The sequence below is a fragment of the Ewingella sp. C233 genome, assembly GCF_055407225.1.
The window spans coordinates 521,036-533,710 of record NZ_JBUZRI010000001.1 but is presented as its reverse complement, the minus strand read 5'-3'; the positions used below and the strand labels follow the sequence as shown (position 1 = coordinate 533,710).

Genomic DNA, 12,675 nt, shown 5'->3' with positions numbered 1-12,675 from the left:
TACAAAAAAACATTTATTTATTTTGTGTTTATTTGTTTCACATCAATCATTTACATGTAATTATTTTCCACCTTATATATAAGGTAAACCTAGCTCCCTTTAAGTTCACCTTATACAGAAAAAAACATCTACATCCCCTGCGGGTGCTCTCTCCAAAATTATATGTAAAGTATTTTGTAAAATATCTTAGCTTTTTTTGCAGTTAAAATTTACATTATTAAATTAGGTAACTAAATCCCATAAAATTTATACTCTACATGTTAATAATGTTAATGAACCATACATTAATTTCAGTTTAAATAAACGCCCCAGGGCTAATACCTAATTTGTTAGGCCGTGGATAATGATTCTTAGAAATCAATCCATAGATCCATGCTCTCTTATATCCCGTTCTTGATAGCACTTCTGGAAGTCTTATGAGTCGTGTTGTTGGTGTGTTCATGTTGCTCTCCTCAGTTCTGTTTCGACGAGAGCAACTGTAACGGGGTAGGAAGAAGTGAGTTAGCGTGGCTCATAACAACAGAGCCGCAGAAGGCTGGGTCAGTTAGAATCCGAGAGTTTCATGACTTCTGAAACTCTCATGTTTTTGAGATGGGGATTTCGATTCATGAAAAAGTTAAACTGACGTACGAAATCAATTGTTGCTGCTTTCATGGCAAGGGGTCTATCAGCGTCTTTAATATGGTAATTCAGCCGGATCACGGCTTCATCGTCTTCGTCCGTATATAGAAGACGAGAAAGGCGATCATCTGACACTCGAACATCTTTCCTTTTCGCCCATAGCAATATGTCCAACATCGCTAGCAAACGGTAGTTTATGATTTTTTTGATAGTTCCATAGCCAAAACGAACCGCGCCAACCTCATCAACCTCAACCCCTTTAATCCGTCTCCATTGAGGCAGTGCTGCTTTTATAGACTCTGTAATTTCATCGTCTGTTCCACTACCCAGATCGATTTCGAGCAGGATAGTTTTCTCACATAAAGGGGACATTAGCGTTGATACATAAGCTTCGTGATGAGGAGCGTTAACACTGTATATATCGTTTCCTCTTTCCCAATTGAAAAGATTCACATTAAGAGCAGATACGCTCAGGTGAGCAAGTCTGCTGATATCCGTTATAAAAATGTGGGGAGGGTTGTAAAGGCTATCATTGGTCATTGGGTAGTCGAGTTGTGTTTCATTGAAAAGTTGGGGGTTGCCTCCGAAAATTTTCGTCATGTAGTTCCACAACCCTTTTTTCTCTTCCTCAGTGGGCCATGCTTTAAACAAATGCGATCTAGCCCAAAGTTCATGATAAAGACCGTTTAAAGTGATTTCTTCGAACTTACGGTAGTTATCTATGTCGAGCCAAGCTTTGATTTCTTTAGTATGCTCTGGGAACCAATTTTTCATCGAAACACACTCCAGCAATAGATCATAATCTGTTAGTGTTGAACTTCCCAGACTTACTCGGTTTATGCAAGTTTCAAAGACTTAACCGATGGCAGCGACATAAAAATTCTTTGTTGGTATTAATGTTGGAACAATTATGACTACCTATAAAAATTCTCTTTTAAATCATGAAAATATTTATACGTTCGATTCCTGTAGGGGACACCAATACGACTCTTTTCACCCCCCATAAAACCAAGAAACCAGCACCTCACAAGGTCTGAGCGTCTTTTTCATTGCCAACCAAAACTATCAAAAAGCATGGGTAGCGATAGTGTAAGCATCCCGTTTTAGTTCCACATGCCTTTTGAGATTTCCGGTTTCTCAGCCATCAGCCGATATTCTTCCGGCGTCAGGTTATTCAGGGATTCACTTGGCCGTAAGTTGTTGTATTCTGTCAGCCAGCGCTCCGTTACCTTCCGAGATTCATTCAGCGTTCTGAAAATTTAAAACAGTATTTCTGTCCGATATGGCCTTAAACCGTTCGATAAACGCATTTTCTGTCTGCTTTCCTGGTTTAATGAATTCCATCAATACGCACTGCTCTTCCTCTCATCCTTCCGGCGTTGCCATAAGACTGCTAAATAGTATTACTCGTGAGTTGGACGCCGAATATGATGAGAATTGACTTCCCACTTGTCGTTATGGGCGAAGTGATTTTTTAGCTGAGACGTTATTTCCATCATCGTTGATTAAGGTATAGGTTATATCGTCTGGTTGCCACGTCGGGAGACTGTTCGTCTCGAGTGTTTTGCTCTCAAAAGGCGGCACCATCCCAATTGCAACCTGATACGGTGCACTGGCAGAAGTAATCTGCGCGGCACTGAAAGTGGCAAAGTACGGCGTCGGATTAGTGACTTTAAGAGTCGCAGATCCAGGCGTTCTGACCAGGTTAAATTGGAGTTTCCCCGCAAGATTATCGACATCAGGGGTAAGATTTTTTGGGCGATAGAACATTTTCAGTTGCAAGCGAACCGCTACTTTTACTGCTGAAATACCCGGAGGCAGGTGTGCATCGGTGGGTGGAATTTCATAAATGTTCAGCCAATAAAGCGATTCACGATCTTGTGGTTGGTTAATCTGCGTTGCAAGGAGACGAAGGTTTTTTTTCTCCCCGGGCTCTAAACGAAAGATGCCTGGCAGAGGTATCACGGGGATGTCATTGGCTGTTTCTGGTGTCCCATCAAGAGCACCATGGTCAATCCAAGCCTGTACGACCACCGGGTAATCATTACCATTTGCCAGCATTAATGAGCGTTCTCGGTCAGAGGCGGAAAAGACCACCCGAGAAGATTCGACCATCACGCCAGCCCAAGCCCCGTGACTGAGGAGCAATAATGTCCCCAACCACCCTGCTAATTTTCTCATTATTGTACCTGAATGATGACTTGTGCTGTGGCGCTGACTTTACCGGGAGTCACTGTTTTACCCGGTAGCGCTTTAAGCGTCGCATTGAGTGTTTTTGTGTAAGTAGTGACCCCGTTGACCACTGAACCTGAGGCGGCATCATCCAGTACTGGATACCATCCGGCGGCATTGCCACCCAGTACAGTGCCACTAACTGTACTCAGCAGATTCAGTGCCGCACCACTTGTCCGGCTGAACTGGATGCCCACACCAGTGGCCACGTTAGGTGCGGAACCATAATTATCGGAAAGTAAATACCCAACTCCTGAACCCGCAGTACCAAATCCGGCAGAGATAGCGGATGCCGCATTTGCTGGATTGACCAGTATTCCCATAGCTGTCTGATTAGACGCGACACCACTACTAAACGCCGTTACACCTGTATTTGCCGGACTGGCTGTCTGACAGCTAAATTGTATTGTCACCGGTCTCTGGCGGGTCTGTCCGGTATTGAGTTCTGAGACACTAATGGTTGGGAACAGTACAGTCGGTGTAACATTCGTCACTGAACACGCCGCGGAACGACGAATGTAAATATGGTTATAAAGGTTTACTGCCCCTGGCCAGGAACCATACCAACCGTCATATTGCGAGTTTGAATCGCCCCCAACCTTGAGGCCGGAAGATACACCCCCGCCTTGGAATGCAATATAGGTTGCGGGTTGAGACTGCGAGTAAACCCCCGTTCCGGTTGTCCCCCCCTTGCTACCACTCAAACGGAACAACTCGACTTGCGTGTTACTGAAGTTTTTGGCCTTCACTAAAATCCAGCCTTGTGAATCAGTATCAAGATTGGTTAAGGGCCGTGATTTCCAGTAACGGGAATAGTATTCCCCCGTGTTCAAGTTAGTCGCCCGCAAAGCCATTCCCGTAGCATATGTCTGATAAGCTTGGGGCAAACCATAGGCAGTACCTACTTCAACATTCCCGGCATAAGTAGCATCGCCATTAGTCGCGTAATACTCGAAAAGACTCCCCGCATCTTTAGCCTGACAGCGGTACAAAATTTGGTCTGCAGAATAGCTCTGATTACCTGATTGGAGAAAGTTTACAGTACCGCTACCTAACAAAGTGCCATCTGGTTGGAACGTACTGTTATTTATGTTGATCACAGTGGGTAGGCTGCCACTGGAACCCGCGGTATCAGCGGCTCCGTCCCAGTTGGCGGCAGTACCTTTACCCGGTTCAGTATAATAATTCGATGTGGAGCTCGTCGTAATAGCGGTAATTCTGTAGCAGGTCGCCCCCACAGGAAGAGACATTATTATGCCTGCAATCAAAATGAGTGAGGTTTTAGCAAATCTAAACATAATTGATTATCCGTTTCAGTGGCCAGCACATGGCAATTCAAGGTGATACATCGACTGCTTCATATCTTGTCCACGCAGATCATAGGAAAGAATGCATTGTTCAGAAGATGATTCTCCCCATTTAATCAGCAACTTACCTTGTTTCTTGGGTGCTCGAGCATAAATCTGGTTGCCCTGTCCAACTAAACCTACAACAGCATTGCTGCTGTCATAGACATTAGTTCCCAATGGCAAACCACCTACCGGTTGGTTAATCAATTTGATTAACAAAGCATAGCCTTCCAGGGTTTTGAAACGCATTTTGACTGCGGCACCAGCATAAGGAGCGATCCGTTGCTGGTTTTCGGCTAGTTCGGCATTTTGATTCTCTATACCCTTGGCATCCAGACTAATGTCGTTATAACGATATGGCACCAATGACGGCACAACGGCATAACCAAACCGGTCAATTTTCGCCCCCATACCGTTTTCAACCTGTGCGCCGTCTGCACCGTCAGCTTCGACGATGCCGAATGTATCCCCCAGATAAGGGCCCAAGGTAAGCCCCCCAGAGTGAGCGACGATAGCTCCGCGGGCACTTGCTCCTCCCTGGGTAAAATTCTGACCATGCGAAAGGCTGCCTCCAACAGTAACGTCAGGCAACTGCTGAGTTAGGTTAGCCCCGAAGCTGGTGCCATTTCCGCTATTGTCATACGCACCGTTGACGCTATAGCTCAATAACTGGCTCGCACCCAGAGTCCCCGCCAGCGCTGTCTGATAATTAGTATGCCCATTGTCACCAGATTGCTGGCTGACACCCGCAGAAAGCACGGGTGAGCGAGAACCTTCGCCCAAAGGTATTGAAAGTGAAAACATCAAAATGTTTTGCGTTGAGCCATTAGAAGAAACGTCATCCGATGACTGCGTGCCATAATGTGTGCTACCTGTCTGCTGACGACTCAGCGACAGGTTGTAACTGACAGAATGATAATTTTGTGAATATCCGATTTGATACTGCGTATCTCGGCTACGATCACCCTGATAGGTATTTGTTGAGCCGGAAACATAGATCTGCCCGTAATCACCGAGCCCCTGACTCACTGTCATAACATATTGATTCTTTTGCTGATAGGTACTGGATGACCAAACGTCGTTATGATTTTGGGCATCACGGAGACCCAGTACATCACTAAGATCACGATAGCCATCCGTGGAGTAGCGATATCCCGCCAAAGCGAGGGTTGTCGAGCTGGGAGCAAAAGTACGGCTGTAAGTTGTACCCAGACGCCAGCCCTGCAGCGTCTCACCCCACATATCGGCACGTGAGTACACAATGTTAGTCCCAAGTGCACCCAGTTCACTGGCCAGTACGACCCCGCCAAGCAAAGCTTGATAACCTTGGGAAACACGTGCTCCAGTGTTGGCGGTGACAGCATTGGACAAACCCGTCTGATAAGTCAGATCAGCAAATGTTGCATCACTGTCACCGATATCACGTACCTGTCCCGCAGATAAACTAACGTGTGAACGCCCTGGTCGCATCGAATCCGGCACTGCAGAGAACGGCATGGTAAATGAAGAGACTCTTCCATCTGCTTCCTGAACTTCAACGACTAAATCCCCCTGATAACTGGTCGGATAAAGATCGTCAATAACAAATGGTCCTGGGGCCACGGTCGTCTGGTATATTTGGGAACCAGCCTGACTAACAGTAACCTTTGCGGTCGTTGCAGCGATGCCATGAATTGTTGGCGCATACCCCCTCTGTGATTCAGGTAACATGCGATCATCTGTTTCTAATTGCACACCACGATAGCCAAGGCTGCTGAATAAACTCCCGGAAGTGAAGCTGTCACCTAACGTCAGCTCGCTGTTAACGACGGGGAGCGGACGCTGTATATAAGTACGTATTGATTTCCAGTGACTGTTGTTACTGTAGTCACTGGTATAGCGTGTATAAGTCGATTGTTGTCGCAATTGCCACATGCCGAGATTCGCCCCGGAATTCAGTCCAAGGTAAGTAGAACCCGTGTTGTTATCTGAAGCTTGCGAATGGTAATAGTTGGTATCGTAATTTGCGAATGCAACCGTTTCGCCCGAAGAGAGATCAGATACCGGGACCGCACCACGCGCAATACGTGTCATTAATCCTTGGGGTATAAACAAATCCAGGCGCAAACGGGCAAAATCAAAACGACTTGTCGCTCCATCAACTTGTTGCTTTAGGTTAAGACACTGTTCATCAATGTCAGTAGACTTAATACTGGCTGGCAATATTCCTGCGCCAATTAACGCATCACGTGTGAAGCATGGCGATACATCGCCCTCTTTACTTGCTCTGAAAACGACTGATTGCCTGTTAAGAAAACTACCATTGACGAAAATATCGACCTGATATGTGCCAGGTTCAACAGCATTAGCCTGATTAAACCGGGCAATACTTTTCTGATCTTTTGCACTACCGACCAACATGCTGTTATCAAATTCGAAGCTGTTATCTTTAACTGTATTACCCGGCCCCATTGTCGTTGCAAATCCGGCTGGTGGGAATAACCATAATGCCAGCACTAATGGTTTTAAACGAAAATTACAGCCTGGTGTCATTCTAGGGATAATACCTGTCATTTTAAGTTTGCCATTTTTAGCTTCCATTTTTATTATATTTGTCATTCCTTCGGCCCCTTAAGGTATAATCCTTCCCTTCAATGTAATTGTTTATAAAAACTATTTATTCAGATCTGCCTGCGCGTCAGTATGGCCGCCATAGTCATTGACGAGAGTGAACTTAATCTTTCGTACACCGCTAAGAGACTGATTAGCTTTATTCAACTCCCAACTCAGCTGAGATTTAGGCGGGACCATACTCACAGCGAACGGGATATCTTTACCCCCAACAATAACTGAAGCATTGATGAGTGTTGCAAAATAACCAGATTCATTGTTTGCAGTCAGGATCCAATGATTATTCTTTTCATTCAGAGAAAACTTAATTTCCTTAGAAAGGTTATCCGGACTGCCTACAATACTTTTAGGACGATAGAATATTTTTATTCTATTGCGTAAAACAACCAGCATCTGGTTCTCTGCACTGCTTGCAGTGTTTTTGGGAGGGATTTGCACAGAGTTTAGATAAAATACAGATTCGCGGTCTTGTGGAAGGCTTTTACCAGTGAATACTAAGCGTACTGACTGACCTGTCTTAGGTTCTACTCTAAATAAAGCAGGAATTGCCATAAATGGCCCATCTGCGTTATCTGGCGTAGATGCTGGATTATTAATATCAGACCATACCTGCATTACATACGGAATATCATCATTATTTGTAAATTGCACCGTCTGCGATTGGGCTTCTCCCGGATAAATAACCCGCGTATTAAGCATAGTGACGCTGGCTGTCGCCGATGCGTTTAGCACAAAGATCAGTGCGGTGACGATACCGAACTTATTACTCCATATTTTTATAGTCATCGTTAATTCTCTAGTGAGCCCCTGCCATAAAAAATGGCAGGGGAAATTATTACTGGTAAGACACTGCGTACTGAACACTACCCAACACAGAACCTGGAGTTGCTACGCCTTCAGAATAATATTCAACCGCAAAATCATGCGATGCTGAGGTAGCGTTGGCTGCCAGAGACAGTCCTGGGTTACCTACCTGGCCAGTCAGATCCAAAGCAGTTGCAGGAGTTGCAGGGTCAACCAGCTGCAAAGAAACGTTACTTGCGTTACCGGTATTACCCATACGGCCATTGCTGGTCAGGTTATTACCAACAAACACAGTCTTAATCGCTGTTGCTGATGTTGATGCTGTACAACCCGTCAGGCTAATAGTGAAAGGCGTTTGTCCAGCCGTCGTTCCTGCAGTTGCCAGTGATGATGAAGGCACGGTCGGAAGCAAAACGAGTGGCGTTGATGCATTACCATTAATGCTAACTACGCAAGTTTGATCGGCGACTTCACCCTGAAAATTAATGGTATTTCCAGCCATTGCAGAAGTAGAAGCAAATGCTGCGCAAGCCATAACGAGTGCTAATTTTTTCATGTTTAAATTTCCTTATATTTAGGTATTGGGCGTATCGTTCAACAAAGTTCCCTTCCGCCCGTTTATTTTTACTACGGTGTAAATTAGGTTTTTATGTATTAATTGAAGATGAGTTTCATCAAAAGTTTTCTTAAAAATCACATTAGGCAAAGCTCTCACCCGATTAATTCATTAATGGTTCAATCGATACACTTAAATTAACCAGATTGTAATACTTCTCATGTGATTTATACCCTGCGTTATGGAGGCCATTATGTAGATAAAAAAAATAAGTCGCAACATTATTTGCGTGTAATAAAACGCCAACAGTCTAATTATGGACCGGTGGTGTATAAAGCTATTCTATTCAAGAAATAAACTGAAGATTGGGAGAAGTAAATGCAGTCAATTAATTTACAGTAAGAGTAAAAAATAATTAATATACAAATCACAACACCTCGTTGTGATAAGTTTTAGAATTTACGGAGCAGGTGGGAACCTATCTGGGCTGAATGGGATGTTTCAACCACTCTTCTGTACATCTAGAATTTTTCAGGCAATTTATTTATCTTAATGAGCAATCCGCGCTTAATCACAATGTACCCCCCTGCTTTTAGCTCGGACAAAATCTTCATTATTCCACTTCGGGACAAAAAAGTTCTCTCCTGAATATATTCAGCTGCTGAGGTCATTGCACGCGTTTCGAAATCTTCATTATTCAGTGCATATAGTAAGTTGCTGATGAGTTTATAAGTAGGGATGCCAGCATGCTTACGTTGATACTCATTCAGCCTAGATGAATGAAACATCAGCAAATAGGAAACATGCTTCCATAAATCATGCTTCTCAATGAAAGCAAGAAACTCATCTACTGGAATCTGCATATATTCAATATCCGTCTTCGCCTCAATTACAACGTCGGCCTCAACTTCGATCAATGTATTTACCCCCAAAATACTGGGTGATGATACTGTCGAAATAACAAGGGAATCTGAGTAACGCGATATCACACAGGAGCCACTATAAAGCAAGAAACATAATGAACTTTTATGTTTCAAGAGTTTGAAACGCTTGCCCGAAATGGCCTTTCTGACTCCTTCAGCCTTCATAAAAGCATCAAGTAGGATCTGAATATGGAGGGTCGGTTTTAATGTTGAAAGGTGATTGAGTGAGTTCATCATAAATGCCATCGAAGGAGAAGTTAATGAACTGAGTATAGATAAGTTAATGAAATGATCAATGAAAATTGGCCACGGCTTTAGAGCTTTCCCAAAATAATATTTTTTATTCATTGGATATTAATTCACCATTATTTTGGTGAGGCCTGAGCTGGCTATAATTGCCAATGATATAATTTGTTATCACTTTGTTTGCTTCGCTAAAATTCATGTAGACACTTTTCAGTACCCATTCTGATTTTAGTCTGCGGAAAAAACGTCCCAACGGACTGTTATCTCAACCATTTCCCCGACGACTCATACTTGGCTTTATACGATACTTCCTCAGTAACTGTCTGACTTTCCTGCTGGTATAGGGACTTCGCTGGTCTGAAGGGAACATACACCTGCGGTTTTACCTCTTGATTCCCTGGCCATCGTTAATGCCTTTCACGTCAGCGCACTATCAGGTGATAACGACATCACCCAGCCGACTGGCCTGCGGGAGAATAAATCCAAAACCATCTCCAGATATGCCCTGCGTTTACCCATACAGATATACGCCACATCGCCGCGCACTGACATTCGGGATATCCACCTGCTCTTCGGTGGCCTTTTTGTAGCGATGCGCAGGTTGTTGGTAACTGTAGATATTAATTTTTTTCATTAAGTTAGCCATACACCAACGGCCTAAAGGCACTCCCTTTGCGCTGACCATACCGGCAATACTTCGGGCACCCGCTGAACCTTGACTGCCGCGATGAATCCCGGATACGTTGCAAACAGTGGCAACAGAAAATCGCGTCCTCAGTTTCTCAACTAGCGAGAATTGCTCAGAGAGTCTGACAATATCACCCCTATTAAGGTGGCCAAATTCACTATGCCACTACATAAAAACATAAAATGATAAACGGAGCTCAACGGGAAGTCTCTGCTCTTTCATGCAAACGAATAAGCAGTCCGTTATACACATCGACACTACGTTCTTTTTTTAAGGTGTCCAGTACGCGAGCAACGGTACTGGAAGAAAGACCGGTAATTCCACTCACGTAGTCTGTTGCTGTGTGGACCAAACGGACTTCCTCACTCTCCTTTTGTAAAGATTGCAACGTGCTATACACAACAGAAACGACATCTACTTTTTTCCGCTTATGGGTTTTGCTGTGTAATTCATAAACCATTTCTGATAAATGGCATACCAATACAGACCATAAATTGTTCTGACAAATCATGTCGGATAGACTTTTGACTGATATCGAGTACACAATGGAAGAATGTATCATCTTTAACGTCAATCCTTCCTCCGGATACATTATCTGATTCAACCCTACCACATATGGCCCGTTCACCATGCCTGAGGGACGAGAATGGATGTCAGAGTAAATAATAGCCACCCCCTTCTCTATAAAATGACACCAATAACTATCATTACATTTTGATGCGATAACGGTACCAGGAAACGAAAAAGATTGTTCACCATTAGATTTAATAAAATCAATAATTCTTTGCATTTTCCGGTTTACCCTCCATGGTTGAAAATCAGACTGCATCATAAGAACATTACGAAGTAATTATATACGCAATAGTATTAGCATTCTAAAAATTAACAAGATTTCATTTATCCAATTAAATTTTAACAATCCATTAATGGACTTGTGATGTTAAAAAGAAACCCAGATCCAATTACGCCATATTCATCATTTTTAGATCAGCAGAGTAAAATTAGAACACATAGCAATTTAAATTTAATATGTCCTATAAGATAATGCCCACTTAGAAAGTCAATATCCAAAACGCACCAACATAACGTGAACGCTCACTTTTGTATATTAATTAACTGAGTATATGATATGTATGATATCAACAAAGTTATCTCAAGTACTGGGCCTGTAGAATGCATACAAGCATTATTTTCTGATTTAAAATCATTTGCTGGTGAAAAATACGGTAAAGAATCACAACGATTTCCACTGGATAAAGATGGACGTCGCATGTGTTTCTTGCTTTATAGTGGTACTTGCATCGTAAAAAGGAATGTTGATTCTCTTGTCCTTTGCACCATCACTGGGCCGTGCATAATCGGTCTTCATGATATTTTTCATGAGAAATCTGATATTCAGGTCATTGCAGTAAGTGAAACTCAATATGGCATAGTTATGGTAGATGAGTTACTGGACTTCGTCGAAGAGAGCCACTTATGGAGAAATATGTCTTATATGCTAATGTTGTCGGCCACACGATTTAGTGAGTACCAACAAGAAACAGTAGGGATCAGCAATTATGGACTTATTTGCAACTTGCTCGTTTCATTGAATAATGAAAACTTCGAAATCCGAGCCACCACAACTGCACTCGAATATATTCAGGACAGAAGCAACCTGTCTCGCAGTGGGATAATGAAAACTCTTGCATCCTTAAGAGACGGTGAATACATCGTTATTAAAAAAGGATTACTGATTAAACTCAACACATTACCTAAAAAGTTCTGATTTATATTAAAAATACAGATTCACCATCAATCTTATATTGGTTGTTTGAGAATAATTAATTTTACCTTCTAATGATGCACCTACTCAGACTCACACTGCAACGTCCTTTAATTTTAGGTAACAATAGAGATAGGTAATAGCCATGATTAATATCATTATCGATGATGATAACATTTTATTTCGTAGCGGGATGGGTTATCTATTGCATGAAATATTTAACTCTCACAATGAGCTCGACATTAATATCTCCCATGAAATTACCAATGAAAATGTGGGATTCGCAGATATCATCATCAAAAAATTCCGCAGTGGTGAAATTTATCTATGCCAGGACATTCTCAATGGTCGTAATAAAGACTGCGTCGTAATGAGCGTCTGTGATCCATGCGTCCCATTAACCAAGGCGAAGCCCACTCTTTGTTTGGAAAATTCTATTTTTATTAGCCGAGATATCACACTGGTTGATTTCAAAATCGAAATAAACCGGCGATTGAAAGATATCTCAGCAAAAAAGACAATTCGAAGTTACCATGACTGTAATAAGTGTAACGTTAAAACCCTTAAGAGTTCGCAGCTCGAAATAGCCGGCCGTCTATTTCGTAAAGAGGATACACAACAGATTGCCCGTGCATTAGGTATAGATGTTAAAACGGTTTCAGGGCACAAACGAAAAATAATGAGTAAGTTTAATTTAAGGAGCAACTGTGAACTGCATGCATTTTTATCACACTATAATAGAAAAGTTGGGTTGTAAGTAGAGTTCCCCCGAGCCCGTACACACTTCTGGCTCGATAATAAAGCACTGGATGAACGCGCAGGACGTTGCAAAGCCGTGTGCCCAATGAACTTTGTTAAATTAGCATCTGAGATTAGATACC

11 protein-coding genes and 2 pseudogenes are annotated in these 12,675 nt (G+C 42.7%); 2 read left to right on the top strand and 11 right to left on the bottom strand.

Annotation, left to right across the window (positions count from 1 at the left end):
• Positions 1–295: 295 nt before the first annotated feature.
• The 11 genes and pseudogenes from ACZRKO_RS02495 to ACZRKO_RS02445 all read right to left on the bottom strand — a co-directional run bounded on the left by ACZRKO_RS02495 (position 296) and on the right by ACZRKO_RS02445 (position 10,819).
• Positions 296–442 (bottom strand): helix-turn-helix transcriptional regulator, encoded by a 147-nt coding sequence (locus ACZRKO_RS02495; RefSeq protein ID WP_463735683.1) that lies wholly within the window; start codon positions 440–442, stop codon positions 296–298.
• Positions 443–540: 98 nt separating this feature from the next.
• Positions 541–1,395: a DUF6387 family protein gene (locus ACZRKO_RS02490; RefSeq protein WP_463735682.1), complete on the bottom strand. Its 855-nt coding sequence runs from the start codon at positions 1,393–1,395 to the stop codon at positions 541–543.
• A gap of 329 nt (positions 1,396–1,724) precedes the next feature.
• Positions 1,725–1,971, bottom strand: a pseudogene (locus ACZRKO_RS02485) (integrase core domain-containing protein); the annotation flags it as partial.
• 105 nt (positions 1,972–2,076) lie between these two features.
• Entirely contained in the window at positions 2,077–2,802 is a 726-nt protein-coding gene (locus tag ACZRKO_RS02480) for a fimbrial biogenesis chaperone (RefSeq protein ID WP_463735681.1), read from the bottom strand.
• Positions 2,802–4,151 carry a fimbrial protein gene (locus ACZRKO_RS02475; RefSeq protein ID WP_463735680.1) on the bottom strand — a complete coding sequence of 450 codons (1,350 nt, stop codon included), beginning with the start codon at positions 4,149–4,151 and terminating at the stop codon, positions 2,802–2,804. The genes ACZRKO_RS02480 and ACZRKO_RS02475 overlap by 1 nt, the downstream gene beginning before the upstream one ends.
• A 15-nt stretch (positions 4,152–4,166) precedes the next feature.
• Positions 4,167–6,800, bottom strand: a complete 2,634-nt coding sequence (locus ACZRKO_RS02470) for a fimbria/pilus outer membrane usher protein (protein ID WP_463735679.1) — start codon at positions 6,798–6,800, stop codon at positions 4,167–4,169.
• 54 nt (positions 6,801–6,854) lie between these two features.
• Positions 6,855–7,598: a fimbrial biogenesis chaperone gene (locus ACZRKO_RS02465; protein ID WP_463735678.1), complete on the bottom strand. Its 744-nt coding sequence runs from the start codon at positions 7,596–7,598 to the stop codon at positions 6,855–6,857.
• 49 nt (positions 7,599–7,647) lie between these two features.
• Positions 7,648–8,172, bottom strand: coding sequence for a fimbrial protein (locus ACZRKO_RS02460; RefSeq protein WP_463735677.1), 525 nt, complete (start codon positions 8,170–8,172; stop codon positions 7,648–7,650).
• 521 nt (positions 8,173–8,693) lie between these two features.
• Positions 8,694–9,443, bottom strand: coding sequence for a helix-turn-helix domain-containing protein (locus tag ACZRKO_RS02455; protein ID WP_463735676.1), 750 nt, complete (start codon positions 9,441–9,443; stop codon positions 8,694–8,696).
• Positions 9,436–10,155: pseudogene (locus ACZRKO_RS02450) on the bottom strand (DDE-type integrase/transposase/recombinase); the annotation flags it as partial. The gene ACZRKO_RS02455 and the pseudogene ACZRKO_RS02450, both read right to left, overlap by 8 nt.
• A 70-nt stretch (positions 10,156–10,225) precedes the next feature.
• Positions 10,226–10,819, bottom strand: coding sequence for a helix-turn-helix domain-containing protein (locus ACZRKO_RS02445; protein WP_463735675.1), 594 nt, complete (start codon positions 10,817–10,819; stop codon positions 10,226–10,228).
• Positions 10,820–11,158: 339 nt separating this feature from the next.
• Between ACZRKO_RS02445 and ACZRKO_RS02440 the strand changes: the two genes are divergently transcribed.
• Positions 11,159–11,797: a helix-turn-helix domain-containing protein gene (locus ACZRKO_RS02440; RefSeq protein ID WP_463735674.1), complete on the top strand. Its 639-nt coding sequence runs from the start codon at positions 11,159–11,161 to the stop codon at positions 11,795–11,797.
• 142 nt (positions 11,798–11,939) lie between these two features.
• Positions 11,940–12,551: a helix-turn-helix transcriptional regulator gene (locus tag ACZRKO_RS02435; protein WP_463735673.1), complete on the top strand. Its 612-nt coding sequence runs from the start codon at positions 11,940–11,942 to the stop codon at positions 12,549–12,551.
• The last annotated feature ends 124 nt before the right edge of the window (positions 12,552–12,675 follow it).

Coding starts and splice junctions, on each gene's coding strand:
- ACZRKO_RS02440 (WP_463735674.1), top strand. CDS start 11,159: ATGTATGATATCAACAAAGTTATCTCAAGTACTGGGCCTGTAGAATGC.
- ACZRKO_RS02435 (WP_463735673.1), top strand. CDS start 11,940: ATGATTAATATCATTATCGATGATGATAACATTTTATTTCGTAGCGGG.
- ACZRKO_RS02445 (WP_463735675.1), bottom strand. CDS start 10,819: ATGCAAAGAATTATTGATTTTATTAAATCTAATGGTGAACAATCTTTT.
- ACZRKO_RS02465 (WP_463735678.1), bottom strand. CDS start 7,598: ATGACTATAAAAATATGGAGTAATAAGTTCGGTATCGTCACCGCACTG.
- ACZRKO_RS02470 (WP_463735679.1), bottom strand. CDS start 6,800: ATGACAAATATAATAAAAATGGAAGCTAAAAATGGCAAACTTAAAATG.
- ACZRKO_RS02495 (WP_463735683.1), bottom strand. CDS start 442: ATGAACACACCAACAACACGACTCATAAGACTTCCAGAAGTGCTATCA.
- ACZRKO_RS02480 (WP_463735681.1), bottom strand. CDS start 2,802: ATGAGAAAATTAGCAGGGTGGTTGGGGACATTATTGCTCCTCAGTCAC.
- ACZRKO_RS02475 (WP_463735680.1), bottom strand. CDS start 4,151: ATGTTTAGATTTGCTAAAACCTCACTCATTTTGATTGCAGGCATAATA.
- ACZRKO_RS02490 (WP_463735682.1), bottom strand. CDS start 1,395: ATGAAAAATTGGTTCCCAGAGCATACTAAAGAAATCAAAGCTTGGCTC.
- ACZRKO_RS02455 (WP_463735676.1), bottom strand. CDS start 9,443: ATGAATAAAAAATATTATTTTGGGAAAGCTCTAAAGCCGTGGCCAATT.
- ACZRKO_RS02460 (WP_463735677.1), bottom strand. CDS start 8,172: ATGAAAAAATTAGCACTCGTTATGGCTTGCGCAGCATTTGCTTCTACT.